Consider the following 26,900-nt stretch of genomic DNA (forward strand, 5'->3'; position numbering starts at 1 on the left):
TATGGGTTTAATTTGTGAGTCACGACATTTTTTTAGTGAGGGGGTTCGCTTAGCTGCCGACTTATATTTACCTTCTGATGCTCCACCACCGGAAGGGAGACCAGGGGTTGTCATGTGCCATGGATACAATGGCATGAAGCATTTATATGTCCCAGATGCAGCAAAACGTCTTGTCAATGCAGGTTATGCAGTTTTATGCTTTGATTACAAAGGTTGGGGCGAAAGTGATGGGCCAGTGCGCCGGTTAGATCCCCATGGTCGTGTAGCAGATGTTCAGGCGGCCTTAACCATTCTCTGTGCAGAGCCAAATATTAACCAGTCTCATATTGGCCTTTTTGGCTGGAGTTTTGGTTGCTCAACAGCCATTTGGACTGCATCAATTGATCAGCGAGTAAAAGTAGTAGTTGGCGTTGTTGGGGTTGGAGATGGGGAGCGTTGGTTGGAAAGTGTTTGGCCAGCTGATAAATGGCAGCAACTAATGCAAGATTCTAGAGAGGATCGTTTGCAACGCGCAAGAACTGGAAAATCAAGTTTTGTCGATCGTGGCCGGATACTTTTTCTTGACGCCGCATCTCAAGCTAAGTCTCAAGCAGCACGTAAAGCTGGGGGAGTAAATCGCGATGAAATTCCTTTAGAGTTTGTGGATGAAACCATTATTTTTAAAGCTGAGTGGGTTGTAGCTAAGGTTTCTCCTAGGCCATTACTTTTAATCTCTTGCTCTAATGACCAGGTAGCTCCGCCCTACGAAATGCAGGCTTTATATGATGCTGCACTTGAGCCTAAGAAGCTGATTATTTTAGAGGGCAAGGATCACTATGATGTTTATTCAGGTCCAGCATTTGATTCCGTAATGGCAGAAACTTTACTATGGCTTAGTTCAACTTTTAAACTAACTTAGCATTATTTAAAAAATTTATAACTAAAATGAAAAATCTACAAATTCTCTTAAAGAATAGGCCAGTAGGAATTCCAAAGCCTAGTGATTTCGAATTATTTGCAGCGAAAGTCACCAACCCTAACGCGGGGGAAGTATTAGTCCGCAATCTTTGGCTCTCTTTAGATCCCTATATGCGAGGCAGAATATCAAATGCAAAATCTTATGTAAATCCTGTAGAAATTGGTGAAGTAATGGTTGGAGCAACGGTAGGAGAAGTGGTTGAATCATTACACCCTGATTTTAAAGTCGGTGATAAAGTTGTAGGTACGCTCGGGTGGCAACTTTATGCAACCTCGAAGGGCGATGCATTACGTAAAATTCCTGACTCTCAAATATCTCTTTCAGCTTATTTAGGAGTTTTGGGAATGCCTGGGGTTACTGCTTGGATTGGGGTCAATAAAATATGTTTTCCTAAGCCTGGAGAAACTTTAATCGTATCTGCAGCAGCCGGGGCGGTTGGAAGTACTGTTGGTCAAATTGCAAAACTGATTGGTTGTCGAGTTGTTGGTATTGCAGGAGGCAAAAAAAAATGTCTGCACGTAGTTGAGGAGCTGGGTTTTGATGCATGTGTTGACTACAAGGCCAATAATCTACATGAAGATCTCGAAATAGCCTGTCCAAATGGCATAGATGTTTGTTTTGAAAATGTTGGAGCGCAAATATTTGATGAGGTATTAAGCTTGGTTAACCCATTTGCGCGCATTGCACTGTGTGGATTAGTAGCTCAGTCTAGTGCTATTGAGGCATATAGATACTTAAATATCAGAAATATTTTAGTTAATCGAGTAAGGCTGCAGGGCTTTATTGTTTTTGATCATATGGCAGACTGGGATAATGCAGTTAGTGAATTATCTCAATTACTCTTTGCAGATAAATTAAAATATTATGAAACTGTCGCAAATGGCTTAGATAGCGCTCCCGAGGCTTTTATTGGCATGCTTCAAGGTGCAAATTTGGGTAAGCAACTAGTTAGGCTTACGTGAGTAATCTGCTGTAGTTCTCACTCGCGGTAATTTTCCCTTGCTGAGGATCGCTAGTTTTGATTGAAGGTTAAAAATACTGGATCAGTTTGCGCCTAAAATATTTTTTTAAAAATATTCAATAAATTATTAGTTCAACTTTAAAAGTTAGCAATTTTATGAAAATTGGATTTATCGGACTTGGTAATATGGGTGCACCTATGGCGCGTAATTTAGTCAAAGCGGGACATGATTTGGTGGTGTATGACGTGGTTGAGGCTAATATGAATAAATTAGCTCAAGCCAATAAGGATAAGGTTACGATTGCCACTTCATTATTTTCTTTGATCTCTTCAAAGGTTGAAATTATTATCACTATGCTTCCTACTTCCAAAGAAGTTAAGTCGGTATATCTTGATGAAAGTGGAGTTTTGTCACAGGATGTAAATGGATTGATATTGATTGATTCTTCCACGATTGACCCTATGAGTTCGCGTGAAGTTTCTAAAAGAGCAACAGATAAAGGTGCGCTAATGTTAGACGCACCAGTTTCTGGAGGAACAGGGGGTGCAGAAGCTGGCTCCCTTACATTTATGGTGGGCGGGGAACTGAGTCTTTTTAATCAGATGTCATACCTCTTTCAAGCTATGGGGAAAAATATCGTTTACTGTGGCGATTCTGGCAACGGTCAGGTTGCTAAAGTTGCCAATAATATGTTACTTGCAATTTCTATGATTGGCACAGCTGAAGCAATGAACTTAGGGGTTTCTTTGGGCATGGATCCTCAAGTTTTAGCTGGGATTATTAATTCTTCAAGTGGAAGATGTTGGAGTTCTGATACCTATAACCCATATCCTGGTGTGTTGGAAAATACCCCCGCTTCAAGAGGTTATAGTGGCGGCTTTGGCGCAGATCTAATGCTTAAGGATTTGAGTTTGGCTACTGAGGCTGCAAAGTTAGTAAAACTACCTGTTCCTATGGGAGGTTTAGCGCAGCAACTTTACCAGGCATTTAACACTCAGGGCAACGGCAGTTTTGATTTTTCCGCAATTATTAATCTTTTTAAAAAAAATGATTAAAGATTTAATTATTGAGAAAATAAATCACCTTGGCTTAATTACACTTAATCGCCCAGCTGCCTTAAATAGCTTAAATTTAGATATGGTTAGGTGCATGCACAAAACCTTAGATCTTTGGGAGCATGACGATACTATTTTCGCTGTAGTTATAAAGGGGGCCGGTGAAAAAGCGTTCTGTGCAGGAGGCGATATTCTATGTTTACATGAAAGTATCAGTAATGGTTTTAATCAGCATATGAAATTTTTTAAAGAAGAATTTCTTCTTGATGAGTATATTTACCAATTCCCAAAGCCTTATATTGCAATAATGGATGGCTATGTCATTGGAGGAGGAATGGGGATTGTTCAGGGCGCAGATTTTAGGATTGTGACTGAGCGATCAAATCTTGCGATGCCTGAAACATCGATTGGTTACTTTCCAGATGTTGGCGCAAGCTATTTCTTATCACGTTGCCCTGGTTTTATTGGCAGCTATCTTGGTGTAACAGGGATCACTATTAAGGCAGAAGATGCTTTATATGCTAAGTTAGCCGATTGGTATCTTCCATCAAACCAACTCAATATTTTTCTTCAAGGACTGGGTTTGCTTACCTCTGACACATTTGATGAAAAGACAATTAGCCAGTTACTTACCCAGCTTGGCGGAAGAAAAAAGGCCATTTCACCATCACTCTCAAAACAGAGACATTTGATTGACTCAATTTTTTCATTGTCAACTGTTCAGGACATCGCTCATTCGCTCAAAATGACGAAGAATGCTGACTATAAAAAATGGGCTGAAGATACGCTTAATATAATGAGTAAACGTTCACCATTATCCTTAGTGGGCGCTTTACAGACCATTCACTTAGGAAGAGGCCTATCGCTTCATGAGTGTTTTGCGATGGAAATCGCCCTTGTAGAGCGATGGATTGATGTGGGCGACCTTCTTGAGGGTATCAGAGCGTTAATTATTCATAAGGATAACTCTCCACAATGGAAGTATCGAATTGATGAGTTAACAAGTACACGCCTTCAAGCCCTTTTACCGTCGATTTTTTAAGGATATTTTTTGGGATTTTTAGAGTTTTCTCCTGAGCAAATTATGGTGCGAGATATGGCGCGTAATTTTGCTCGTAATGAATTAATGCCTCATAGTGCTCGATGGGATCATGAGGGATGGGTTGATGAATCAGTATTAATGCAAATGGGAAAACTTGGATTGATGGGTGTTTTGGTCCCAGAGGAGTGGGGTGGGGCAAACTTAGATTTTATTTCTTACGCCCTAGCAATTGAAGAAATTTCATTTGGGGATGGTTCAGTTGGCGGGATAATGAGTATTCATAATTCAGTTGGTTGTGGGCCGTTAATGCAGTTTGGTACTTTTTCTCAAAAACAAGAATGGTTAACTGAGCTTTCAACTGGAAGAGTAATTGCTTGTTTTTGTTTAACGGAACCTCAGGCAGGATCAGAAGCACATAATTTAAAAACCACAGCAGTTTTAAAGAATGGTCATTGGGTACTTAATGGCCATAAGCAGTTTGTAAGCAACGGTAAGCGTGCAAAGTTAGCAATCATATTTGCTGTTACTGACCAAGAGCTTGGAAAAAAAGGACTTTCAGCTTTTCTTGTTCCTACTGTTTCACCTGGATTCATTGTTAATAGAATTGAAAATAAACTGGGAATTAGAGGATCGGATACTTGTTCAATTACTTTAGATGACTGCATAATTCCAGAGAGTAATTTACTAGGGCCGCGCGGTAAAGGTCTTGCAATTGCTTTATCAAATCTAGAGGGTGGTCGAATTGGAATTGCTGCACAGGCGCTAGGTATAGCGCGTGCTGCATTTGAATCTGCCCTGAAATATTCTAAAGAGCGCATTCAATTTGGCGCTCCAATTATTGAGCTCCAAACTATTGGTAATTATTTAGCTGATATGCAAACACAAATTAATGCCGCTCGACTATTAATATTAAAAGCCGCCAGTATGAAAGAGGCTGGCAAAGTTTGCTTATCTGAGGCTTCTCAGGCTAAATTATTTGCCTCAGAAATGGCGGAATTTGTTTGCTCTAAGGCAATACAAATTTATGGAGGATATGGATACCTCCAGGATTACCCTGTAGAGCGATTTTATAGGGATGCTCGCATTACCCAGATTTATGAAGGAACTAGTGAAATTCAGCGATTAGTCATTGCTAGAGCCCTAAAAAATGAGAATTTTTAGCTAAAAATATATGACGAACTATGCAGTCTGCTAAATTGGGATCGAGTTTGAGGGAAGGGAGTCTTAATGGAATATAGCCTCTAAAGTTGATAGAATAAGGGTAGACTTTATTATCAAAAGCAGTATTTTATAAAAATGACGACAGGAGACAGCTATGACAGCTTTAACGATTTCTCGTAGAGTATTTAGTGCTTTAGCCATTGCCATGGTAGCCGGCTTAGCTTTGCCAGCTGCCGCACAAACCACCCAATTTAATGATTATGGCTGGCCAGAAGGGACGGATGAAAAAATCTCCCCTAAATCGATTGCCTGGCTTAAAGAAAAAGGCTGGTGGCCAATTCAGGTCGCGTTTCAGCCGCCTTGGTCTGGTCAAAATACGATTAACTTAGTCATGGATAAAAAAGGCTTATTAGCCAAGCGTGGGGTAGAGGCGAAGTGGCAAGCTTTCCCTTCAGGCCCAGCGATTAATGAAGTGATTATTTCAGGTCGTTTTCAATTTGGTAATGGCGGTAATTTTCCCTTCACCACTTTAGTAGATAAAAATATTCCCGTTAAAACGATTGCCGTAATTAATGTGAATTTGTTGCACGCCATGTTAGTTCCAACTGATTCAAAAATCAAAACGATTAAAGACTTTAAAGGCTCTAATCCGCCTGCAACTATTGGCATCGTGACTGGATCCTCAGCTGAATTTTATATTCAGGCAGCCGCTAAGGCCAATGGCCTTGAAGTGGGTAAAGATATTATTTTGAAAAATATGCCTCCCGGCGAACAAATGGCAATGCCTAAGGGTATCGATGCCGTAGTTCCTTGGGACCCAACGCCAACGATTATGGTACAGGAGCGTAAAAATGCGCGCATCGTTAGCGATAGCTTCCCTTACAATATTTACGAGGGTACTTTCTATGCGCGTCAAGAAATGATTGATAACGCACCCGACGTAGTACAGGCTTTTACTGACGCTATTGCTGAAGCTACTCTATGGATTCGTAAAAATCCGGATGCTGCAGTCACGGCAATGCAAGAAGATCCTAATTTGAAGAATTACTCTACAGAAATTTTGCGTCAACAAGTGAGTGCTTATAACCTGTTATATAAGCCAACCTATATATACCCAATTCCGTTATTTTGGGGTCGTGCCAATGAGCCAATTTATAACTGGCTTTATGAAAGCAAACGAATTCAAAATAAGCTCACCGGAGTCGATTTTGCGCGCGCTGTAGATACTCGCTTTATGGATAAAACGTTTTCTAAGTTAGGTTGGAGTATTCCTAAGCAACCTTCGTTCTTGCCAGCTAATTGGAGTACGCCAATGGATAAAACACCGTATCCAACCTATATGACTTCACTTAATACGACTAAGCCGCAACCATTCCCAGAAAAAGGTGATTTAACTAAAGACTGGTCGTTTGATGGCAAGGTATACAAAAAATAATGCCTTTTTTTCATTCAGTTAAGCAGTTACGGCGTTTAATTCTGCTCTTGATATTACTGGCTGGCTGGGAGTTTGCCAGCCGGTATATCTTGGATAAAACCCAGGCCACACTTTTACCACCGCCGTCTGGAGTATTAAATGGCGCAATTGAATTGGGTTTTTCTGGTGAATTATGGAAACACATCCGTGATAGCTTAGCGCGTGAATTTATTGCTTTTTGTTATGCCAGCGTAGCCATTCCGCTAGGTATTGTGATGGGGTGCTTTAAGTGGGTGAATGAACAGGTTGATCCCATTATTGAAATTTTGCGACCCATTCCGCCCATTGCGTGGATTCCGTTGAGTATTTTATGGTTTGGTGTGGGCAATACCCAAAACCAATTCATTATTTTCTTAGGTATTTTCTTCCCGATTCTATTAAATACCATTGATGCTGTGAAGAATATCGAACCTAATTTAATCCGCGCAGCTCGGTGTTTGGGTGCACGTGGATGGAATGTAATCACGCGGGTGGTATTACGTGCCGCCTTGCCGCAAATTGTCACTGGTATCCGTATTGGCCTTGGAGTGGGTTGGATGGCTTTGGTTGCCGCTGAACTAGTTGGCGCTAATTCTGGCCTTGGTTTTTTAATTAATGATGCGCGAACAGTGTTGCGTACCGACTATATTTTAGATGGCATGCTGGCGATTGGTCTCATTGGCTTGACACTAGATCGGCTCATTCGTTATGCCGCTAAAAAGTTTATGCCATGGTCACGTGCTTTAAATGCGTAATGTTTTCTTAATGGATAGTAATTAAATTAATGTCAGCTTTAAAAGTAGAACACCTTAGTAAAATTTACCCCGCACTAAATGGTCAAGGCCAAGCGGTTCAGGCCTTGGAAGATGTCTCATTAGAGGTGAATAAAAACGAGTTCGTCTCGATCTTGGGTCATAGCGGCTGTGGCAAAACAACCCTCCTGAATTTAATTGCTGGTTTTGAGGTGCCTACTGCCGGTCGAATCGAATGCGCAGGTAAAGAAGTAAAAGAGCCCGGCGCAGATCGTTCGATGGTTTTTCAAGACTATGCTTTATTTCCTTGGCTTACTGTGCGTGACAATATTGCGTTTGGCCTTAGCATTAAGGGCATTGATGCGGCAACAATCAAAAAAGATGTCGAGCATTTTGCCGCTCTAGTGGGTCTTAGTGCCTTTATTGAAAGCTACCCCCATCAGTTATCAGGTGGTATGCGACAACGGGTATCGATTGCTCGTGCCTTAGCAGTTGATCCTACGGTATTGTTGATGGATGAGCCTTTTGCAGCATTAGATGCCCAGAATAGGGCGATGATGCAACAAGAGATGATTCGCATTTTGGCTGAAGAAAGTAAAACCGTTGTACTAGTAACACATAGTATTGAAGAGTCAATTAATTTATCAGATGTGATTATCGTCATGACACGTAGGCCTGGCCGTGTTAAAAAAGTTATTCGCGTGCCAGAACCCAGACGCATGGTAGAAGATACCCCTAGCTATCTCGAAGTGCGCAAGCAAATTCGTGACTTAATTTCTGATGAGCATGATTTAAGTGATGTTAGTTGAATTCATTTGATTGGTTTGCAATCGCCCTGTTAGCAATTTCCGCTACCTTAGGGGGATTATTTCGGCGCTTAAGTGGTTTTGGGGGCGCGATGGTGATGTCACCTTTACTAATGGGCTTTTTGCCCTTGGCAGTACTCATTCCTGTGGTGATGTTCATCGAGCTTCTTGGCGGCGTCTGGTTAGCTCGAAATTGGCGAGTTGCTAAGGAGGATCGCCCCCGTATGTATCGCTTACTTTTAGGCGCAGCTATTTTCCTGCCGATTGGCATTTTAGTGAGCACGCAATTTTCAGTGCAACTGCTAAAGATTGGGGCTAGCTCCGCAGTACTATTCTTTGCGCTTTATTTATTATTACAACCCCATGTGCAGGTTAACTTATCGAAGATCAAGGATAACTTAGTAGGTTCGGGCGCTGGCCTCTTGTTGGGGTCATGCGGTATTGGTGGGCCGGTAGTTGCACTATATTTAAATGCGAGTACGCTAGAGTTCACTCGCGCCCGCGCACTACTATCGCAAGTGACTTCAGGTATGGCGCTATTTGCCATTATTACTGCCAGCTTAATTGGTAGCGATTTAACTTGGCTCCCTTTACTTTTAGTGGGTCTGCCTGCATTCTTGCTAGGTTTTTATATAGCCCACCGTATTGATCAGGAGCACCTCATTAGCCAAGCGAAGATTAAAAAAATCTGTCTTTATCTTTTAGTTGCGAATGCAATTTTTAATTTAGCTATCAGTGCATTAATATAAATTGGAAATCATCCTTACCTTAGTAGCAGCTGCGGCGATCGTTTCATTGGCCTATTTCATTTTTGGTATTACTGGTTTTGGTTCCTCAATTGTCTCGGTGCCATTATTAGTCCAGCTATATCCTTTGCAAACCGTAGTGCCGCTAATTGTAGTTTTAGATTTATGTGCCTCTTTTTATCAGGGTAAAAAGTCATTTAAGCAAGCAAGTTTTAAGGAGCTATATTGGTTAGCTCCTTTTACCTTAGTAGGAATGGCAATTGGTGTTACTTTATTATTAGATGCCCCTAAGAGCCCCTTGCTAATTACCTTAGGAATTTTTGCTGGCTTGAATGGAATTCGTATTTTGGTGGGCCGAAATTCCGCCATAGATAAGACGATTTCGCAGTTTTGGTCTATTCCCTTTGGGGTAAGTGGGGGTATTTTTACCGCCTTATTTGCCACTGGCGGACCCATTTATGCCTCGTATTTGGCTATGCGCATTCATGATGCTGCGCGGTTAAGAGCGACCATGACGGCAATTATTTTTTCATTGGTATTTTTGCGTTTAGCGTTAATGATTATTACTGGCTTACTTCTTAAGGCCGACGTTGCATTATTAGCCTTATTTTTAATTCCCTTTATGGCTATCGGCGTTTGGGCAGGCACTCGGGCACATATCGGTATTCAATTAAGTACATTAAAGTTAATATATGGTTTGATCTTATTATTATCAGGCTGTGGTTTACTATTTAGAGAGGTGTTTTAAATGTTGAGAAATTATCTTTCTTCTAAGAGCATTCAATTAGGCCTATTTCTTATCATTATTGGCCTCACTAGCAGTATCAGTAGCGCGGTATTTGCGCAAAATTTTCCTGATAAACCACTGCGCTTAATTGTGCCATTTCCCCCTGGCGGACCAACTGATATTGTCGCTAGGCCGCTCGCGCAGTTACTAGGAGATGAGCTCAAGCAGCAGGTGATTATCGACAATAAAGGTGGTGCTGGCGGCACGATTGGCGCAGATTTTGTGGCCCGTGCTGCGCCAGATGGTTACACGCTTTTTATGGGTACAGTTGGCACCCACGCGATTAATCCTAGTTTGTATAAAAAATTATCCTATGATGCTATTAAAGATTTCACCCCGATTGCATTAGTTGCTAGTGCGCCGATTGTGATTGCCGTTAATGCCAATAGTTCGATTAAAACTTTAGATGATTTAATTAAACAAGCCAAGCAAAAACCAGAATCGCTGCAGTTTGGCACGGCGGGCAATGGTACCCCTGGGCATTTAACTGCAGCTTTATTTGAATCTACTACCAAGGCAAACTTAAAACATATCCCCTATAAAGGTAGTGCTCCAGCCGTTACCGATTTGTTAGGTGGTCAAATTGATTTGGTTTTTGACCCAATTCAATCAGTTTTACCCCACATTGTTTCGGGTAAATTGCGCGCCCTAGCGGTAACCAGTAAAGTACGCTCGCCAGTGCTACCAGCCATTCCAACAGTAGCAGAGCAGGGCTATCCCCAGTTTGAATCGATCGCATGGTGGGGTGTATTTGCACCAGCAAAATTACCCAAGAATGTTTATACCCTGCTCAAGGCCGATACTGAGAAGATTGCCGCTTCAGCAACCTATAAAGAAAAGCTAGGTAATTTAGGCGTGGTGCCAAATACCGATTTTAGTGAACCATTTGCTGATTTTCAGGCGAAGGAACTAAGCAAGTGGGCGCGGGCAGTACGTGATTCGGGTGCGACGTTAGATTGATTAATATCATTATCATTTTTAAGGGGGAATTTAAGTGGCTACTGTAGATTCAAAGTTAATAAGTCAATATTTAAATGTATCAGCTTCAAATGTTTCTGATGCCTTAGATCGGCTTGGAATTAATGGTGCCCCCCAAGGCATATTGCCAATTTACCCATGCGCAAAAGTTGCTGGTCCAGCGGCTACTTTGAAGTATCTTCCATTTGGACAGGCAGAAGAATCAACCGTTATCGGTACGCTAAAAGCAATTGTTCTTGGTGGAGCAGGCTCAGTTTTGGTAGTCGATGCGTCAGAAAATCCCTTTGTTAATTCCTTTGGTGGTGTTGCCGGAGCAACTGCTAAACATAATGGTTTAGTTGGCTGTGTCACTGATGGCGTAGTACGTGATGTTGACGAATACAAAATTTATGGCATGCCTGTTTATGCCAAAGGTATTGCACAACAATCTGTTCGTGGGCGCTCTTCTTGTGCGGGTTATGGCATACCAGTTATGCTAGCTGGTGTACCAGTACGACCTGGTGACTTTATCTTGGCAGATGAAAATGGAACTGTGGTTGTGCCCATGGAGCACATTGCAGAAGTGCTCGCTTTTGCCCAAAAAGTGAAGGCTACTGAAGATCGTGTCATTGCTGAAATTCGCGCGGGTGCTGATCCCGTAGAGGCGCATCTAAAAGTCAATTACGACAATATGTTAAAAAAATAAGCCTGCAATGCCCGATAATTTAAAGAAAAATCATCGAGCTTCTTTATTTTGGGGTGGATTGCGCCTGAGTGAATTAAATAATGAAGCTGAATGTGCTGCTGATATTGTTTGTATCGACTTAGAAGATTCGGTACCATTAGACCGAAAACAGGATGGCCGATTAGCACTTAAACAATTTTTACAAACCTATAAACCGACAAAGTCAGTGCAATATATCGTGCGAATGAATTCACTTGATTCAGCAGATGGGCAAAGTGATTTAGCGATGTTAGTCAATCAACCAGCCTTTATTTCTACCTTATTAATTCCTAAACTTGAATCAGTAGAAGAGTTAATCCAGGTTGGTCATTTTTTAGAGGAAAAAAATTCTCCACTGAATTTATTTGGAATCATCGAAACAGCAAAGGGCTTAGAGCATGCCTCACTTATTGCTTGCGCACATCCAAAGTTAAAAGGACTATATTTTGGCGGATTTGATCTTTCAACGGCCATTGGTTGTGAGATGGATTGGGAGCCATTGCTCTATAGCCGCTCTAAGGTGGTACATGCCGCTGCCTTAGGAGGTATTTTAGTATTTGATTCTCCTGCGTCATTTGTAGATGCATCTGCAGACCAAGAAAAGCTATATAACTATTGCTTGAGATCTAAAGCGTTAGGCTTGATGGGGATGGTGACTAAGCATGGCAGTCAGGTAAGCACGATTAAGCGGGCATTTTCTCCTAGCGCAGCAGAAATCGAGCGGGCAGAAAAAATACTGGCAATGTTTGCAAAAGATCCCAGTAGGCCCATTGTTTACGAAGGTAAATTAATTGAGCTGCCAATGATTAAAAAACTAAGGCAACTTTTTTAGTTATGGCAACGATTCAATATTTAACTCGTATCGAGTTTGATTACGGAGCGATTAAGACGCTTGCCAGCTTACTAAGCAGTTTAGGAATTAGCAAGCCACTGCTAGTCACAGACCCATTTCTTAGTAAAACCGCAATAGTGGGCGATATTCAAGAATTACTTAGCCAATTTAATCCCATTTTATTTGCTAAGACGCCACAAAATCCTACCGAAGAAGCAGTCGAGGAAGCAGTCCAAGTTTATTTAGCAGAAAAATGTGATGGGATCATTGCTATTGGTGGTGGTTCATCAATTGATCTGGCTAAGGGTGTGGCCTTATTGGCTACCCACCCAGGACCCATTGAGCAGTATGCAGTCATTTTGGGCGGCCTTGAAAAGATCAGCGCTAAAGTTGTACCGGTAATTGCAGTACCCACAACTGCCGGCACGGGTAGCGAAGTAGGGCGGGCAGCGTTAATTTCTCTTCGCGACGGTCGTAAATTAGGTTTTATCAGCCCCCATCTTATTCCTAAAATAGCGCTTTGTGATCCCGAGTTGACACTGGGATTGCCTCCCAGTCTTACTGCGGCAACGGGTATGGACGCGTTGACTCATTGCATAGAAACGTATCTTTCTCCGCGCGTTAACCCGCCGGCTGATGCCATTGCAATTGATGGAGCTAAACGAGCTACCGCATGGGTCGAGATAGCATCTAAAGATGGTTCAAATCGTGAGGCTAGATGGAACATGATGATGGCTTCACTGCAAGGTGGCCTAACGTTTCAAAAAGGACTTGGCGCAGTTCATTCGATGTCGCATCCATTGGGTGGTATTAAGTCGCCGGTACTTCATCATGGCACCTTAAATGCGGTAATTCTGCCCGCAGTATTACGCTTTAATGAATCGTATTGCACGGAAAAATTTGCAGAGTTAAAGATAGCTATGGGTGTACCTAATGGCACTTCACTGGATCGATTTATTGAGAATTTAAATCAAAAACTCAATCTACCTAAATCGTTAAGTGCAATGGGGGTAACGCGCGAGATAATTCCTGCAATGGTGGAGGGTGCCTTGAAAGATCATTCAAGCGCATCGAATCCACGTCCGCTAAATAAAAAAGATTTTGAGATGCTATTTGAAGAAGCGTTAAATTAATTGATTAAAGGGTTAACAATCATGAAATTTTTATTTATCCGCGTATTTATTATTTTTATCGCTTTCATTGCTAATGTAAGCGCTCAAAGCCAGCCTTATCCCAATAAACCCATTAAGATTATTTCGCCATTTGCTACAGGGGGAATTGCGGATACTTTTTCTCGTGTAGTTGGCCAGGGATTAAGCGAGTCTTTGGGTCAGCCGGTCGTGGTTGAAAATAAAACAGGCGGCGGCGGCAATATTGGTGCAGACTTTGTGGCAAAAGCACCAGCCGATGGATATACCTTGGTAATGGGTAATATCGGTAGTCATGCGGTAAACCCATACCTCATAAAAAATATGCCCTATGACCCGCTAAAAGATTTTGAGCCCGTTGCTTATGTTTTAGATGCTGAAGGCTTATTGGTTGTTAATCCCACAATTCCAGTTAAAAATGTCACTGAATTAATTGCTTATGTTAAAGCGCGTCCAGGCCAAGTTTCTTATGGCTCTGGCGGCATGGGAACAACAAGCCATTTGGCTGGCGAATTATTTAAGTCCTTAGCAAAAGTGGATATGACGCATATTCCATACAAAGGTAATGCCCCTGCAATTACTGATTTAATTGGCGGCCAAACCCAAGTTATGTTTGCAACGATGCCCACAGTTTTGCCTTATGTTAAGACCGATAAATTAAAGGCTTTAGCAGTGATCGGTAGTAGCAGAGCCAGCTCACTACCCGAGGTGCCCACAGTGGCTGAAACAGTACCTGGGTTTGATGTCAGTAACTGGATTGGCATTTTTGCCCCAGCAGGTACACCAAAACCCATTATTAATAAGCTCAATGCGGAGATTATTAAAATCATGCAACAGCCTGCAGTGCAAAAGCGTTTAGAAACTGAGGGCGCTAAATTTAAACCAATGACCCCTGAAGCTTTTGGTGCTTTTCAAAAGAATGAAGCGCTGAAATGGGCTAAAACGATTAAAGATGCTGGTATTAAGCCTGAGTAAGCCAAAAACGCTGTCTGTCATACGTCTGTAATAAATTTCCATTATTATGGAAATATGAAAAATAGTGAAGCTATCCAGGCATTTGTCGCCCTAGGGCAAGAAAGTCGTCTCAATATCTTTCGCCTAATTGTGCAAAGGGGTGATATTGGCTTAACGCCCACGCAAATGATTGAAAAATTGGGCATTCCTAATGCAACTTTAAGTTTTCACTTAAAGGAATTGGTGCAGGCAAGTCTATTAGTGGTTGAGCGTCAAAGTCGCAATTTAATTTATCGACCTAATGTCGCCTTAGTAACGGATCTAAGCGAATTTCTTTTGGAAAATTGCTGCAGTGGCAAGACGTGCGCTATTAAAAGAGTAAATAAAAAAGTAGCCTGTAAATGAAGCCATACAACATCCTTTTTTTATGTACCCATAATTCAGCCCGCTCGATAATTGGAGAGGCATTAGCCTCTACGCATCCCAGTGGGAAATTTAGAGGGTTTTCTGCAGGCTCTACACCGGGTACCAGCGTAAACCCAATCGCTGCAGACATTGCTGAAGAATTGGGAATGGATCGGACTTTATTGAAATCGAAAAGTTGGGATGTCTACGGTGGGCCTGATGCCCCCAAGATGGATTTTGTGATTACCGTTTGCGATAACGCTGCTGGTGAGGTTTGTCCATTTTGGCCAGGGCAGCCAGCTACTGCGCACTGGGGCTTTCCTGATCCATCTCAAGTGCAGGGTACAGATCTAGAAAAGCGTAAAGCATTTAATGACGTGAAGAATGGCCTTAAAAGGCGCTTAGACATAATGGCTGCTATGCCTTTAGAGAAACTTGATTCGATCAGTTTGAAGGCAATTCACACTCAAGCATGAAAACTTACGCAAGCGAATTTATTGGCACAGCTTTACTATTAGCCATCATTGCCGGCTCTGGAATTATGGGTGAAGCTCTGGGTGGTGGTAATGATGCCGTGGCTTTACTAGGTAATAGCATTGCCACAGGAGCAGGCTTATATGTCTTAATTACCTTGCTTGGACCAATATCAGGAGCGCACTTTAATCCGGTTGTGAGTTTAATGTTCTGGAAATTAGGTCATATCAACAGAAGCAAAATGCTTGCCTATTGGGTTTGCCAATTTACTGGTGCGATTGCCGGAATTTGGTTTACCCATTTCATCTTTAGCTTACCTATTTTGCAAGAATCCAGCAAAGTCAGAACCGGCCTAGGTATGTGGGCTAGTGAATTTTTTTCAACCCTAGTTTTACTTAGCGTCATTTATCTTGGCGATCGAAGTGCGAAGGACCGCATTCCCATGTTAGTTGCTCTAACAGTGACTGCAGGCTATTGGTTTACTTCCTCCACTTTCTTTGCTAACCCAGCGGTAACAGTAGCAAGAAGCCTAACCAACACCTTTGTCGGGATCGCTCCAGCCGATACCTTAGGCTTTATTGCTGCTCAAATTGTCGCAGTAGTTCTACTAGCGCTATTCTTAAAACGTTAATCCCTTTGATTTCATTCAGTTTTTTGTTTAGCCCTGGCTTTGGCAAATTACTTCGATCCCCTTAAAGATTAATTTATACTGTTATAAATTAAGGGTATATACCTTGCGGGGTTAAAAGCGCTTCTAGTGTTTGTAATTATTCTTTTAAGGCTATAACAATAATGAAATTAAACCAAAAAGAACAAGCCATGCTAGCTGGTGAATTTGGGCCAGTAAAGCAAATGGCAATACAGCATCAAATTAAAGTCGGTGATTTTTTTGAGGCTGAAGATTTTGTTGAGGTAGCGCAGGCGCACATTATGGCCGACACAGAAAGTCTTGGCGAGGCTGGGGTAGTTTGGCTTGAGGGCTTAGCGAAGAACTCTTCTAAAGATCGGGTGGTTAGCATTCCGACGATTACCGACCCACGGGGCACAGACTTTACTAAAGCCAAGCAATTAGGTCAAACCGAGAAAATGCTCGATCTCGAGCGGCGTGCTATCGCCGCCTTTGTCAAGATGGGCGTATCGATGACTGATACCTGCATAAATTACCAAACCATCATGGCGCCGATTTATGGTGAGCATGTCGCTTTTGGTGATACGGGTGTTGTCATTTATTCAAATTCAATTTGTGGTGCACGCTCCAATTTTGAGGGCGGTCCATCGGCATTATCAGCGGGCTTAACGGGGAGAACACCGCGTTATGGATATCACCTGGATTCCTATCGTCGGCCATCGCAACGCTTTTCTATTGACTGGATGCCAAGCTCATTAAATGAATGGGGTGCTTTAGGTGCTTATATTGGTAAGCAAACAGGCAATTACTGGGCTGTACCCATTTTGGAAGGGGTGAGTGTAGTACCCACTTCAGATAGCCTCAAGCACTTTGGGGCGGCGATGGCCAGTTTTGGTTCTACAGCACTATTTCATATTGCTGAGATTACCCCTGAAGCACTGAGACCACAAGATTTAGGAATTGATCAACTATCGCCAAACAAGATTGCTTACTCAGATGTGATGGCTTTGCAAAGCTCGTATCGAGTAACTGATGACGTGGACGTAGTCGTTTTTTCAGCGCCACAGTTAAGCTTAATTGAAATGCGTTCAGTAGCTGATTTGTGTGCAGGCAAGCAATTTAAAATTCCTTTACTTGCAGTGACTAGCCCGCAGGTCAAAGCGGATTCAGACCGCATGGGGCTTACTAAAACCATTGAAGATGCTGGTGGTACCGTATTTTCTGGGATGTGCTTTTATCAATCGTATGCCAGAGAAATTGCCACCGCTAATGGCTGGAAGCGGCTTGCTACCAATAGCGCAAAAATGGTCAATATATTAGGTGGGTATGGATACATTCCGATGTTGGCTTCAATGGAAGAGTGTGTAAGAGCAGCTGAGACAGGAAAATTATCATGAGTGCAATTTATTATGCCAAGCATGCCTTAGGCAATATTGTTGAGGGCGAGTGTTTATGTGCCAGCGATGGTTTCTCGGCGCGCTACGATCTAGACCGAATTAATGGCACCTTCTCTAGACCCAGTCATAAGCTATTTGGTAAATCGTATAAGGATAAAATTTTAGTGCTCGATACTGCTAAAGGCGGTGTTGCAAGTGCTTGGATGTTGTATGAAATGAAGTCACGCAATATTGCCCCATTGGCCATTATTTTTAATTCTGTAAATCCAATCTTAGTGCAGGGCGCAGCGCAGGGCGATATCAGCATGCTGAGCGGTTTTACTGAAGACATTACTCAGGCCTTACAGAGCGGACAAATTTTACGGGTTGACCCCAGCAAAAAAATGCTTGAAGTGATTAATGGGGCAGATAATTAAGTGAAGTTATTCTTAATAGCCTGACATTTTTTAACATCTAAAGAAGTGCGAAAATAATATGCGGATTAAATTCAAATTTTTATTGCCACTTTTGATTTTAGTTGCTAGCTATGGAACTGCTGCTCCTGCTCAGACCTCTTATCCAGATAAATCCGTTAAGATTATTGTCCCGTTTCCGCCTGGCGGCGCAACCGATGTTGTTGGTAGAGCCCTAGCGGTAAGGCTTAGTCAACTATGGAAGCAACAAGTGATTGTAGAAAACAAGCCTGGAGCAGGTGGGAATATTGGCGCAGACTTAGTCGCTAAAGCTCCAGCTGATGGCTATACCTTGCTCCTAGCTTCGCCTGCTGAAATCACCATCAACCCGTATTTATATGCCCAGATGCCGTTTGATCCCAGTCGAGATTTTATTCCGGTAGCTCGCGTTGCCTCATCACCTTTAGTTTTAGTGGTGAATAGCAAGTCAGCAGTAAAAAATATGCCTGAATTACTTCAAATGATTAAAACCCAAGGCAGTAAAGTCAATTACGCCTCTTCTGGAAGTGGCGGACCACAACATCTAGCGGGTGAACTTTTTCAATTAATGGCCGGCATATCGATGACGCATATTCCCTATAAAGGTGGAGCTCCAGCAATTACCGATTTGTTAGGTGGTCAGGTCGACTTATTTTTTGCCGGTATTCCACCAGCATTACCGCATATCATTGCTGGAAAATTGCGACCATTAGCGGTCACGACCCTTAAGCGATCACCATTGTTACCACAAGTGCCTACTGTTTCAGAATCAGGCTTTCCAGGTTTTAATATTGAAAATTGGCAGGGCATTTTTGTTCCTAAGGGAACAAATAGTCAGATTGTCGAAAAGATTGCTGCTGATATTGGTGTAATTGCGGCAGAGAAAAATTTTTATGATCTCTTATCAGCGCAAGGCGCAGTTCCTGCACCACTAATTCCCAAAGAGTTTGCAGTATTTGTGAATGCTGAGGCGCAAAAATACAGCAAATTAATTAAGGATTCTGGGGCTAAGCCAGACTAATAAAGCAACACATTCATGAGACACCATGAGTGGTTATGAACTTTATGATGTGTAATTTTCTTTGAGGCTGTAATGGAAATTAAAAAAATTGCCTTTATTGGTCTGGGAGTGATGGGGCGCCCAATGGCTTTGCGACTTGCTAAGGCTGGCCATGAATTAGCAGTTTACGACATTAATCCTCAGGCAATGGCTGAATTTAAGGCCTATAAAAATTGCCGAATGGCCAATTCTCCAGCCGATGCTGCGCAGAATGTGAGTTATGTATTTACGATGCTACCCGACTCTGATTTTATTGATGAGGCGCTATTCGGTGCGAATGGAGCTGCGACAAGTATGCCTAAAAATGCGCTCTTAATCGAAATGAGCACTGGTAATGCGACCCGTTTTATGAAAACAGTCGAACGGCTTGAGGCGCTGGGATTAAGAGCCATTGACGTGCCAATGGGGCGTACTCCGACAGACGCTGCTCAAGGTGACTTATTGGTTTTGGTTGGTGCAGATGAAGCAATCTTGAATGAGGTTAGACCTTTATTAGAAAATTTTGGCAAAGATATTATGCATATCGGCCCAGTTGGTAACGCGATTAAATTAAAGCTGATCAATAACTATATGAGTATGGTTAGCATGGTGCTAACTGCTGAAACACTCATGTTTGCTAGCAAGCTTGGCCTCGATCGCGACACGACAGTTAAGGTTTTGCAAAATACGGTTGCTGGTAGGGGCCAAATTAATGTGAATTTTCCGAAAAAAGTTTTAGCAGGTGATATTACGCCAGACTTCCCATTAGCGCTTGGTTTGAAAGACATTAGTTTGGCAATTGAGCTTGCCAAGTCTGCAGGGGTGCCGCTCTTTTTGGGCGGTGTTTCTCGCGAGCTATTTTCCTTAGCAAAACCGTGGGGTAGAGCACAGCAAGACTGTACGGCGATGCTGCTGCTGTTAGAGGATATATGCAACACTCCAACTACATCGAAATAATGGGGTATTTCAACTGATTAGCACCATTTTGAGGAATGGGGCAATCCCTCGTAATGTAGTTTGCTTTAAAATTAGTTTATGAAGCCTAATCAGTACCTTTATATTTCCATCGTCTCTTTTTTGCTGATCATTGTGGCAATCTTTTTGCAGCAAGTGGGCTATCAAGGCGTTTTCTATGCACCGTGCCCCTTATGTATTTTGCAGCGAGTTGGCTTTTTGGGGATTGCAATTATGTGCTTTATGGCCGCTAGCTTTGCCTATTTTGCGCGTTGGTTTCAGGCCCTCGCTTTGCTCTCAAGTATTTTTGGTCTAGGTGTTGCAAGTCGGCACGTATGGATTTTGTATCACCCTGAGGTGTCCTGCGGGATTGATCCGCTAGAAACCTGGATTAATCAATTTCAGATCGTCAATGGCTTGCCTTGGCTTTTTAAGGCCGATGGATTTTGCACAGCGCAATTGCCCTTGATCTTTGGGTTAGCAGTACCGGTTTGGTCTTTAATTTGGTTTGTCATTTTAACCAGCGTGCTCTTAATCACCCTGTTCAAAAAGAAATAAACTACAACTTACTTCTAACTTTTAGTACTTAGCTAATAGCAACTTCATCTTAGCCTAAGGTAGTTTTAAGGCCTGAATGTGAATACAATCATGATTCCTCTTATTTTAAGAATGTTAAGGAATTTCAATGACCTATTTTGCGGATAACTCAGAAACCATTGGTGGCACCCCCTTGGTACGCTTAAATCGGGTTACTGATGGCGCCAAAGCGACTGTACTTGCAAAGATTGAGGGGCGTAATCCTGCCTATTCAGTGAAGTGCCGCATTGGGGTAGCGATGATTAATGACGCTGAGAAGCGTGGCATCTTAGGACCTGGCAAAGAATTAGTTGAGCCTACTAGCGGTAATACTGGTATTGCATTAGCGTTTGTTGCGGCTGCACGAGGCATTCCACTCACCTTAACGATGCCCGAGACGATGAGTCTTGAGCGGAGAAAACTATTAACTGCCCTAGGCGCCAAATTGGTATTAACTGAAGGCGCTAAAGGGATGAATGGCGCTATAGCAAAGGCCAGCGAAATTGTGGCGTCTGACCCCAATAAATATGTTTTATTGCAGCAATTTAGTAATCCATCCAATCCTGCTATTCATGAGGCTACAACTGGCCCAGAAATTTGGGCTGATACCAATGGCAAGATTGATGTTTTTGTCTCTGGTGTTGGCACAGGCGGTACCTTAACTGGGGTCAGCCGCTACATTAAAAAAACCCAAGGCAAAGCAATCGAGACCGTAGCAGTAGAGCCAACTGCTAGCCCAGTCATTACCCAGAAACTGAATGGCGAGGAAATAAAGCCAGGCCCCCATAAAATTCAAGGAATTGGCGCGGGCTTTATTCCTGAAAATTTAGATTTATCGCTGGTCGATCGTGTAGAGCAAGTAACTAATGAAGAAGCTATTGCCATGGCGCGCCGCATAGCTAAAGAAGAAGGAATTCTAGTTGGCATTTCTTGTGGAGCGGCGGCGGCTGCAGCTGTGCGTTTAGCAAAGCTGCCAGAGTATGCGGGCAAAACGATTGTGGTGGTATTGCCCGATACAGCCGAGCGTTATTTAAGCTCAGCTTTATTTGAGGGCGTATTCGATGAAAAAGGCTTGGCTGCTGCTTAAGCTTTAGGAGCGGTTAATTTTCTTCTTCTCTTCGTAAGTGGGGAAAGAGGATCACGTCACGAATATTCGGAGAATCAGTCAGTAGCATCACTAGACGATCGATCCCAATACCGCATCCACCGGTGGGGGGCATGCCATATTCAAGGGCGCGAATGAAGTCGTGGTCAAAGTACATGGCCTCTTCATTGCCAGCTTCTTTTTCTGCGACTTGTTTACGAAAACGCTCAGCTTGATCTTCAGCATCATTTAGCTCAGAGAAGCCATTAGCAATTTCACGGCCCGTAATAAATAACTCAAAGCGTTCGGTAATGCCTGGGCGGGTATCTGATTCTCTGGCGAGTGGGCTCACCTCAATTGGGTAGTCGATGATATAGGTGGGCTCCCAGAGATGCTCTTCTGCTACGAGCTCAAATAAGGCTAATTGCAAGCCACCTAGACCAGCATTTTTTAAGGCAGGACCGTTTGGATCGATGCCGCCTTTTTTCAATTCAGCACGAATAAAATCAGCGTCTTCTAGCTGATTAGCAACATAATTTTTATTCGCTAAGGGCGCATATTTTAAGATTGCCGCAGTAATACTGAGGCGTTGAAATGGCTTACTTAAATCGAGTTCACGGCCTTGGTGGCTAAGCACTGCAGTACCCTGTGCGTGGATCGCAGCAACTCGAATCAGGTTTTCAGTGAAATCCATGAGCCACAGATAGTCGGTATACGCAGCGTAGAATTCCATCATCGTAAATTCAGGGTTATGACGCGGGCTTACTCCTTCATTACGAAAATTACGATTAATTTCGAAAACCCGTTCAAAGCCACCCACCACTAAGCGCTTTAAGTAGAGTTCAGGCGCAATACGTAAAAACATTTGCATATCAAGCGCATTGTGATGCGTTATAAATGGTTTTGCCGTGGCGCCACCAGGAATGGAGTGCAACATGGGAGTTTCTACTTCCATAAAACTCGCATCAATCATCTGCTGGCGAATTGAAGCAATAACTTTGCTGCGCGCTAAAAAAGTATTTCGACTTTCAGGGGTCACAATTAAGTCGACATAACGTTGACGGTATTTCAGTTCTTGATCTGCGAGCCCATGAAATTTATCGGGCAGGGGGCGCAGAGATTTAGTGAGGAGCCGCAAATTTTTACACTCGACTGAAAGCTCGCCTTTATTTGTTTTAAAGAGAATGCCTTCAGCAGCGATAAAGTCGCCTAAATCCCAGTGTTTAAAGGCGTTGTGTTTATCCGCCCCAAGGTGATCATCGGTAATATAAAACTGAATCTGCCCGCTACGATCTTGAATGGTGGCAAAACTGGCTTTACCCATGACGCGCTTTAACACCATACGGCCAGCGACTTTGACAGAAATTGCTTGGGAAGCTAAATCTTCTTTGCTGATGGCATCATAATGTTGATGCAAGTCAGCAGATAAGTGGCTTGGTACAAAATCATTGGGAAAGGCAACGCCAGATTCGCGTAGCTTACTGAGTTTTTCTCGACGCTCGGCAATGATGTGATTTTCATCTAGCACTTCAGGGGAGGCTGGGGCCGAGTTAATTTTGAGGTCTTTATCGTTCATAAGAGCACAGTAATTTAGTTAAACACCTTGCTTGAGGCTGGCTTCAATAAAGGCATCGAGATCGCCATCTAATACCTTTTGTGTATTGGAAATTTCAACATTAGTACGTAGGTCTTTAATGCGGCTTTGGTCTAGTACATAAGAGCGTATTTGATGACCCCAGCCCACATCGGTTTTGGTAGCCTCTAGTTTATCTTGCTCGACCCGACGTTTTTGCATTTCATGTTCGTACAGCCTGGATTTGAGCATGCTCATGGCCTCAGCCCGGTTGCGGTGTTGGCTGCGGTCATTTTGGCATTGCACCACGATTCCTGTTGGCATGTGCGTTAGGCGGACCGCCGAATCGGTTTTATTAATATGTTGCCCACCCGCTCCCGAAGCCCGATAGGTGTCGGTACGAATATCTGCGGGGTTAATATCAATTTCAATCGAGTCATCAATTTCGGGATAAACATAAATACTAGCGAAAGAGGTATGGCGACCATTTGAGGAATCAAAAGGGGATTTGCGCACTAAACGATGCACGCCGGTTTCAGAACGTAAGTGCCCATAGGCGTATTCACCATCAACTTTAATAGTGGCACTTTTAATACCAGCGACATCACCATCAGACTCTTCTAGAATTTCAGTTTTATAGCCTTTGCGTTCGCAATATTTTAAGTATTGACGGTAGAGCATGCTGGCCCAATCGCAGGCTTCAGTACCACCTGCACCAGCTTGAATATCAATAAAGCAGCTGCACGGATCCATTTCATTATGAAACATCCGGCGAAATTCAAGATCAGCAATGATCGTGCCGTAGGCTTTAATATCCTGCTCAAGCGCAATTAAGGTTTCATCTTCATTTTCATCGCGGGCCAATTCAAATAATTCTTGCGCGCCAATAATATTGTGATTGAGTTGCGTTAGGGTGAGTACTACCCCTTCGAGCATTTTCTTTTCTTTACCCAGTGCTTGGGCTTGCTTTTGATCGTCCCAAATTTTGGGATCTTCAAGAATTTGATTAACTTCAGTTAGGCGACGTGATTTGACGTCGAAGTCAAAGATACCCCCGAAGCGCTTGCTCGCGAGCCAGCAAATCGTTGAGGGTATTACTAATCAGATTAAGTTGTTCAGCTTCCATGACTTGATTATAAGGGCAGCGGCAAAAGGAGCTGAGGTGTTTATGAGCTGAGGTCGTAAGCCTCGATCATGAGCTGTACTCGGGCTTGCCCTTGATACCGATCAGTTACGAGTCGATAAGCTAGCTTAACCTTAGCGGGTAGGGTTTGGGTTTGATTAAACCAAACTCCAGTAACGGGTTTGCTAGTTTGCGTACCCGATCCACTTTCGATAGTGCGTAACTGTAAGCGCAGATGCTTTTCTTTCATGAGGCTTTGTTGTAATACCTCAAACTCGCCATAAAAGATCGGCTGAGGAAAGCCTTGTCCCCAAATTTCACTGGCTAATAAATCACCAATTTCGGGCGTTAATTCAGCGCTTAAAAGCGCGCCATCATGCATACAACGCTTTTCTAGCAAATCTGCAGAGAGTAATTCGCCGGCAACTGTTTGAAAGGTTTGATCAAAGAGCGCAAAATCTGCACTTTTAATTGTGAGTCCTGCAGCCATGGCATGGCCGCCAAATTTTAGAATTAAGCCAGGTTCTCGCTTAGAGACTAAATCGAGGGCATCGCGTAAATGAAAACCCGTTAGCGATCTTCCCGAGCCGCGTAACTCGTCGTTTTCAGCAGGCGCAAACACAATTGCCGGTCGATTAAAACGTTCTTTAAGGCGTGAAGCGACAATGCCTACGACACCTTGATGCCAAGCTTCATTCCATAAACAAATACTTGAACGAGTGGCAAAGTCGTGTTGTAGTTCTTGCTTGGCTAAATTGGCGAGAGCGGTTTCTTGCATGCCACTTTCAATCACGCGGCGCTCGCGGTTAATACGGTCTAGTTCATTAGCAATCGTTTGCGCTTCTACGGGATCATCGGTGAGTAAGAGGCGAATTCCTAGCGTCATATCGGCTAAGCGGCCAGCGGCATTCAGCCTGGGACCAAGTGCAAAGCCTAAATCAAAAGCACTCGCTTTCAGGGGATCGCGCGCTGCGGCATTAAAAAGAGCAGTGATACCCAGTTGGCAATTGCCATTTTGCATCCGACGTAAACCATTGGCTACTAAGATGCGGTTGTTACGATCGAGTTGGGCGACATCTGCCACTGTGCCTAGGGCAACTAAATCGAGTAGGTTCTCAATTTTGGGTTGATTGGCTTGGGTAAAGTGATCGCGTGCACGTAGCTCTGCACGTAGGGCAATTAAAAGATAAAACATCACACCTACCCCGGCAAGAGCCTTACTGGGGAAAGGACAGCCAGTTTGATTCGGATTCACAATTGCCAAGGCTTTAGGTACTTGTGCGGCTGGCAAATGGTGATCGGTAATGATGACTTCCATTCCTAGCTCACGCGCGCGATTAACGCCAGCTTCACTAGCGATACCGTTATCGACTGTAATTAAAAACTCGGGACGCGGAATTTGTTGGGCAGCCAGTTCCACTACCTCTGGGGTAAGTCCATAACCCATCGTAAAGCGATTGGGCACTAAAAAACTGACTGGTGATGCGGGACTTAACATTTTCAAACCGCGTAGAGCAACAGCACAAGCCGTAGCGCCATCGCAATCGTAATCAGCAACAACGAGAATAGGGCGCTTTTGTAACAAAATATCGGCCAATATCGAAGCAGTGCTGAGGCAATTCTTTAATTCCTTTGGCGCAATCAATTCTTTTAAATCGAGTGACAGTAGATGCGGATTTTCAATACCGCGCGCTGCATAGAGTTTTGCGATTAGCGGATGCACACCACTTTGCGCTAACCAATTTACAGAGCGCTCAGAAAAAGGGCGGGGAATAAAACGCATTAGGGGTTTTTCTCCATAAAGTCTTCCCAGCTTGGTAGGGCAGGCGATCGCCAAAATAAAAGGGGCTGTAATATTGACAGAAGTCCTTTATTGGAAAGTAAATTACTACGGGTATAGAGGCGCTCGCGTGGCGCGGCAGTTGGAAAATCGATAATGGTGATCTCGTCTAAGTGTCCGGCAAGTAAAGCTGCACATAACTGAGGCCAAATCTCAGCGGGTTTATTAAGCCAGGCAAACGCCCCAACAAGTGGATTATTGGGCTTTGCAAAATCACGCGCTAAGCCATCAATCTCATGCATATACGGTTTATTTAAATACTGCGCCAAACCTGCGAGTAAGAGATGATCACCAATGAGTGTAGTTGCCCCTTCAATTTCGGGTGGTGCGTAAATATCAGCTAAGGCGCCAATGCCACTGAGCCAAATAGAATTGACCCGAGGTAAACCTTGTTCTTCGCGCGCATCGTTTGTGGAATCAATATGCCAGAGCATTTGAATTTCATTTTGCAGTTTGCGCCAGCGCTTAGCCACACCTTCAGAAGTAGTGTCGCGCGGCGACCACCAGTCGATATTGCGGCCATGAGCCTGATCGGTACTATGGGTATTGAGTGTTGCAAAATCTGCCGCAGCTAAGCCCAGCTTTACAAACCAATATGTATGGTGCGGGAAAAATGGCGTATTACCAAAATCTTCTTCTAACAAGGGTTTGGCGGCAGAAAATAATGCCGTAGCATCAGTCGGACTTAGCGCTAATAGGGCTGGGTTAGTGAGGATTAAATGATCGCGGGTCGCATGCAAATGAATTGCTTGGAGGCAAGCAAAGACCCCATTTTTTACTTGCTCTAATGGCACACCAAGTCCCAACATCAGAATTGGGGCGAGTGGCAAAGCGTGATTAGGATGCTGATAAGCCAGTAAAAAACGCTCGTGCGGTAAGCCAAGAGGCGGTAAAGCTGTCTCAGATACCGCATCTTCCCCTGCTAGCATGAGGGTAAAGCGCCGCAAGGGGGTTTCAAAGGAGGGGCTCAAGGGCTTACTAACAGTGGCTTCGCGGTGGCTGGTAATTGGATCATTTCCTTGATTTTATGGGGCATTTA

General features: G+C 43.3%; 28 protein-coding genes. 24 read left to right on the top strand and 4 right to left on the bottom strand.

From position 1 onward, the window contains the following. Position 1 precedes the first annotated feature (1 nt). From LZG75_RS05065 to cysK, 24 genes are all read left to right on the top strand, one after another. Positions 2-898: an alpha/beta hydrolase gene (locus tag LZG75_RS05065; protein ID WP_233935890.1), complete on the top strand. Its 897-nt coding sequence runs from the start codon at positions 2-4 to the stop codon at positions 896-898. A 26-nt stretch (positions 899-924) separates the two neighbouring features. After that, a complete protein-coding gene (locus tag LZG75_RS05070) occupies positions 925-1,920 on the top strand; it encodes an NADP-dependent oxidoreductase (protein ID WP_233923779.1) in 996 nt (331 codons plus the stop codon). 155 nt (positions 1,921-2,075) lie between these two features. Continuing rightward, a complete protein-coding gene (gene mmsB, locus LZG75_RS05075) occupies positions 2,076-2,975 on the top strand; it encodes a 3-hydroxyisobutyrate dehydrogenase (RefSeq protein ID WP_233923780.1) in 900 nt (299 codons plus the stop codon). After that, positions 2,932-4,017 (top strand): enoyl-CoA hydratase/isomerase family protein, encoded by a 1,086-nt coding sequence (locus LZG75_RS05080; protein ID WP_233923781.1) that lies wholly within the window; start codon positions 2,932-2,934, stop codon positions 4,015-4,017. The genes mmsB and LZG75_RS05080 overlap by 44 nt, the downstream gene beginning before the upstream one ends. Before the next feature lie 9 nt (positions 4,018-4,026). Then, on the top strand, positions 4,027-5,178 hold the full coding sequence (locus LZG75_RS05085; protein WP_255698784.1) for an acyl-CoA dehydrogenase family protein: 1,152 nt from the start codon (positions 4,027-4,029) through the stop codon (positions 5,176-5,178). Between the two features lie 154 nt (positions 5,179-5,332). Next, positions 5,333-6,613, top strand: a complete 1,281-nt coding sequence (locus tag LZG75_RS05090; RefSeq protein WP_233935892.1) for an ABC transporter substrate-binding protein — start codon at positions 5,333-5,335, stop codon at positions 6,611-6,613. Continuing rightward, positions 6,613-7,386 carry an ABC transporter permease gene (locus LZG75_RS05095; protein ID WP_233935894.1) on the top strand — a complete coding sequence of 258 codons (774 nt, stop codon included), beginning with the start codon at positions 6,613-6,615 and terminating at the stop codon, positions 7,384-7,386. The genes LZG75_RS05090 and LZG75_RS05095 overlap by 1 nt, the downstream gene beginning before the upstream one ends. A 29-nt stretch (positions 7,387-7,415) precedes the next feature. After that, positions 7,416-8,192: an ABC transporter ATP-binding protein gene (locus LZG75_RS05100; RefSeq protein ID WP_233935896.1), complete on the top strand. Its 777-nt coding sequence runs from the start codon at positions 7,416-7,418 to the stop codon at positions 8,190-8,192. Next, the gene (locus LZG75_RS05105; RefSeq protein ID WP_233935898.1) at positions 8,189-8,938 is read left to right on the top strand and encodes a sulfite exporter TauE/SafE family protein; all 750 of its coding nucleotides are present in this window, start codon (positions 8,189-8,191) and stop codon (positions 8,936-8,938) included. The genes LZG75_RS05100 and LZG75_RS05105 overlap by 4 nt, the downstream gene beginning before the upstream one ends. Before the next feature lies 1 nt (position 8,939). Continuing rightward, positions 8,940-9,683: a sulfite exporter TauE/SafE family protein gene (locus LZG75_RS05110; protein WP_233935900.1), complete on the top strand. Its 744-nt coding sequence runs from the start codon at positions 8,940-8,942 to the stop codon at positions 9,681-9,683. Continuing rightward, positions 9,684-10,682 carry a tripartite tricarboxylate transporter substrate binding protein gene (locus tag LZG75_RS05115; RefSeq protein ID WP_233935907.1) on the top strand — a complete coding sequence of 333 codons (999 nt, stop codon included), beginning with the start codon at positions 9,684-9,686 and terminating at the stop codon, positions 10,680-10,682. 34 nt (positions 10,683-10,716) lie between these two features. After that, complete coding sequence (locus LZG75_RS05120; RefSeq protein ID WP_233935910.1) at positions 10,717-11,385, top strand: hypothetical protein; 669 nt, start codon at positions 10,717-10,719, stop codon at positions 11,383-11,385. A 7-nt stretch (positions 11,386-11,392) separates the two neighbouring features. Further along, positions 11,393-12,235, top strand: coding sequence for a CoA ester lyase (locus tag LZG75_RS05125; protein WP_233935913.1), 843 nt, complete (start codon positions 11,393-11,395; stop codon positions 12,233-12,235). A gap of 2 nt (positions 12,236-12,237) precedes the next feature. Next, positions 12,238-13,368: an iron-containing alcohol dehydrogenase gene (locus tag LZG75_RS05130; RefSeq protein WP_233935915.1), complete on the top strand. Its 1,131-nt coding sequence runs from the start codon at positions 12,238-12,240 to the stop codon at positions 13,366-13,368. A gap of 21 nt (positions 13,369-13,389) precedes the next feature. Further along, the gene (locus LZG75_RS05135; protein WP_233935919.1) at positions 13,390-14,358 is read left to right on the top strand and encodes a tripartite tricarboxylate transporter substrate binding protein; all 969 of its coding nucleotides are present in this window, start codon (positions 13,390-13,392) and stop codon (positions 14,356-14,358) included. Positions 14,359-14,412: 54 nt separating this feature from the next. Continuing rightward, a complete protein-coding gene (locus LZG75_RS05140) occupies positions 14,413-14,742 on the top strand; it encodes a helix-turn-helix transcriptional regulator (protein ID WP_233935927.1) in 330 nt (109 codons plus the stop codon). Further along, positions 14,739-15,218, top strand: a complete 480-nt coding sequence (locus LZG75_RS05145; protein WP_233923793.1) for an arsenate reductase ArsC — start codon at positions 14,739-14,741, stop codon at positions 15,216-15,218. The genes LZG75_RS05140 and LZG75_RS05145 overlap by 4 nt, the downstream gene beginning before the upstream one ends. Beyond that, positions 15,215-15,847, top strand: a complete 633-nt coding sequence (locus LZG75_RS05150) for an MIP/aquaporin family protein (protein ID WP_233923794.1) — start codon at positions 15,215-15,217, stop codon at positions 15,845-15,847. Before LZG75_RS05145 ends, LZG75_RS05150 begins: the two co-directional genes overlap by 4 nt. 161 nt (positions 15,848-16,008) lie before the next feature. Further along, positions 16,009-17,241 (top strand): aconitase X catalytic domain-containing protein, encoded by a 1,233-nt coding sequence (locus LZG75_RS05155; RefSeq protein WP_233935930.1) that lies wholly within the window; start codon positions 16,009-16,011, stop codon positions 17,239-17,241. Then, positions 17,238-17,657: an aconitase X swivel domain-containing protein gene (locus LZG75_RS05160; RefSeq protein WP_233923796.1), complete on the top strand. Its 420-nt coding sequence runs from the start codon at positions 17,238-17,240 to the stop codon at positions 17,655-17,657. Before LZG75_RS05155 ends, LZG75_RS05160 begins: the two co-directional genes overlap by 4 nt. Before the next feature lie 82 nt (positions 17,658-17,739). Continuing rightward, positions 17,740-18,693 carry a tripartite tricarboxylate transporter substrate binding protein gene (locus LZG75_RS05165; protein WP_233935932.1) on the top strand — a complete coding sequence of 318 codons (954 nt, stop codon included), beginning with the start codon at positions 17,740-17,742 and terminating at the stop codon, positions 18,691-18,693. Positions 18,694-18,765: 72 nt separating this feature from the next. After that, positions 18,766-19,668 carry an NAD(P)-dependent oxidoreductase gene (locus LZG75_RS05170; RefSeq protein WP_233935934.1) on the top strand — a complete coding sequence of 301 codons (903 nt, stop codon included), beginning with the start codon at positions 18,766-18,768 and terminating at the stop codon, positions 19,666-19,668. 78 nt (positions 19,669-19,746) lie between these two features. After that, positions 19,747-20,223 (top strand): disulfide bond formation protein B, encoded by a 477-nt coding sequence (locus LZG75_RS05175; protein ID WP_233923799.1) that lies wholly within the window; start codon positions 19,747-19,749, stop codon positions 20,221-20,223. A 127-nt stretch (positions 20,224-20,350) separates the two neighbouring features. Further along, positions 20,351-21,328 (top strand): cysteine synthase A, encoded by a 978-nt coding sequence (gene cysK, locus LZG75_RS05180; RefSeq protein WP_233923800.1) that lies wholly within the window; start codon positions 20,351-20,353, stop codon positions 21,326-21,328. A gap of 13 nt (positions 21,329-21,341) precedes the next feature. Here the strand turns inward: cysK and lysS are convergent, their stop codons facing one another. The 4 genes from lysS to LZG75_RS05200 all read right to left on the bottom strand — a co-directional run bounded on the left by lysS (position 21,342) and on the right by LZG75_RS05200 (position 26,832). Beyond that, positions 21,342-22,901 carry a lysine--tRNA ligase gene (gene lysS / locus LZG75_RS05185; protein WP_233935936.1) on the bottom strand — a complete coding sequence of 520 codons (1,560 nt, stop codon included), beginning with the start codon at positions 22,899-22,901 and terminating at the stop codon, positions 21,342-21,344. Positions 22,902-22,919: 18 nt separating this feature from the next. Further along, positions 22,920-24,024 (bottom strand): peptide chain release factor 2 gene (gene prfB, locus LZG75_RS05190; protein WP_233923802.1). Its coding sequence is split into 2 segments (ribosomal slippage): positions 22,920-23,942 and positions 23,944-24,024, totalling 1,104 coding nucleotides; the frame shifts between segments, so codons are not numbered across the junction. A 40-nt stretch (positions 24,025-24,064) separates the two neighbouring features. Beyond that, complete coding sequence (gene recJ / locus LZG75_RS05195; protein ID WP_233935937.1) at positions 24,065-25,804, bottom strand: single-stranded-DNA-specific exonuclease RecJ; 1,740 nt, start codon at positions 25,802-25,804, stop codon at positions 24,065-24,067. Beyond that, positions 25,804-26,832, bottom strand: coding sequence for a hypothetical protein (locus LZG75_RS05200; protein ID WP_233935940.1), 1,029 nt, complete (start codon positions 26,830-26,832; stop codon positions 25,804-25,806). The genes recJ and LZG75_RS05200 overlap by 1 nt, the downstream gene beginning before the upstream one ends. Positions 26,833-26,900: the final 68 nt, after the last annotated feature.

This window comes from Polynucleobacter sp. IMCC30063, from assembly GCF_021395235.1.
GTDB lineage: Bacteria > Pseudomonadota > Gammaproteobacteria > Burkholderiales > Burkholderiaceae > Polynucleobacter.

Coding starts and splice junctions, on each gene's coding strand:
- LZG75_RS05065 (WP_233935890.1), top strand. CDS start 2: ATGGGTTTAATTTGTGAGTCACGACATTTTTTTAGTGAGGGGGTTCGC.
- LZG75_RS05070 (WP_233923779.1), top strand. CDS start 925: ATGAAAAATCTACAAATTCTCTTAAAGAATAGGCCAGTAGGAATTCCA.
- mmsB (WP_233923780.1), top strand. CDS start 2,076: ATGAAAATTGGATTTATCGGACTTGGTAATATGGGTGCACCTATGGCG.
- LZG75_RS05090 (WP_233935892.1), top strand. CDS start 5,333: ATGACAGCTTTAACGATTTCTCGTAGAGTATTTAGTGCTTTAGCCATT.
- LZG75_RS05095 (WP_233935894.1), top strand. CDS start 6,613: ATGCCTTTTTTTCATTCAGTTAAGCAGTTACGGCGTTTAATTCTGCTC.
- LZG75_RS05100 (WP_233935896.1), top strand. CDS start 7,416: ATGTCAGCTTTAAAAGTAGAACACCTTAGTAAAATTTACCCCGCACTA.
- LZG75_RS05115 (WP_233935907.1), top strand. CDS start 9,684: ATGTTGAGAAATTATCTTTCTTCTAAGAGCATTCAATTAGGCCTATTT.
- LZG75_RS05125 (WP_233935913.1), top strand. CDS start 11,393: ATGCCCGATAATTTAAAGAAAAATCATCGAGCTTCTTTATTTTGGGGT.
- LZG75_RS05130 (WP_233935915.1), top strand. CDS start 12,238: ATGGCAACGATTCAATATTTAACTCGTATCGAGTTTGATTACGGAGCG.
- LZG75_RS05135 (WP_233935919.1), top strand. CDS start 13,390: ATGAAATTTTTATTTATCCGCGTATTTATTATTTTTATCGCTTTCATT.
- LZG75_RS05140 (WP_233935927.1), top strand. CDS start 14,413: ATGAAAAATAGTGAAGCTATCCAGGCATTTGTCGCCCTAGGGCAAGAA.
- LZG75_RS05145 (WP_233923793.1), top strand. CDS start 14,739: ATGAAGCCATACAACATCCTTTTTTTATGTACCCATAATTCAGCCCGC.
- LZG75_RS05150 (WP_233923794.1), top strand. CDS start 15,215: ATGAAAACTTACGCAAGCGAATTTATTGGCACAGCTTTACTATTAGCC.
- LZG75_RS05155 (WP_233935930.1), top strand. CDS start 16,009: ATGAAATTAAACCAAAAAGAACAAGCCATGCTAGCTGGTGAATTTGGG.
- LZG75_RS05160 (WP_233923796.1), top strand. CDS start 17,238: ATGAGTGCAATTTATTATGCCAAGCATGCCTTAGGCAATATTGTTGAG.
- LZG75_RS05170 (WP_233935934.1), top strand. CDS start 18,766: ATGGAAATTAAAAAAATTGCCTTTATTGGTCTGGGAGTGATGGGGCGC.
- LZG75_RS05175 (WP_233923799.1), top strand. CDS start 19,747: ATGAAGCCTAATCAGTACCTTTATATTTCCATCGTCTCTTTTTTGCTG.
- cysK (WP_233923800.1), top strand. CDS start 20,351: ATGACCTATTTTGCGGATAACTCAGAAACCATTGGTGGCACCCCCTTG.
- lysS (WP_233935936.1), bottom strand. CDS start 22,901: ATGAACGATAAAGACCTCAAAATTAACTCGGCCCCAGCCTCCCCTGAA.
- recJ (WP_233935937.1), bottom strand. CDS start 25,804: ATGCGTTTTATTCCCCGCCCTTTTTCTGAGCGCTCTGTAAATTGGTTA.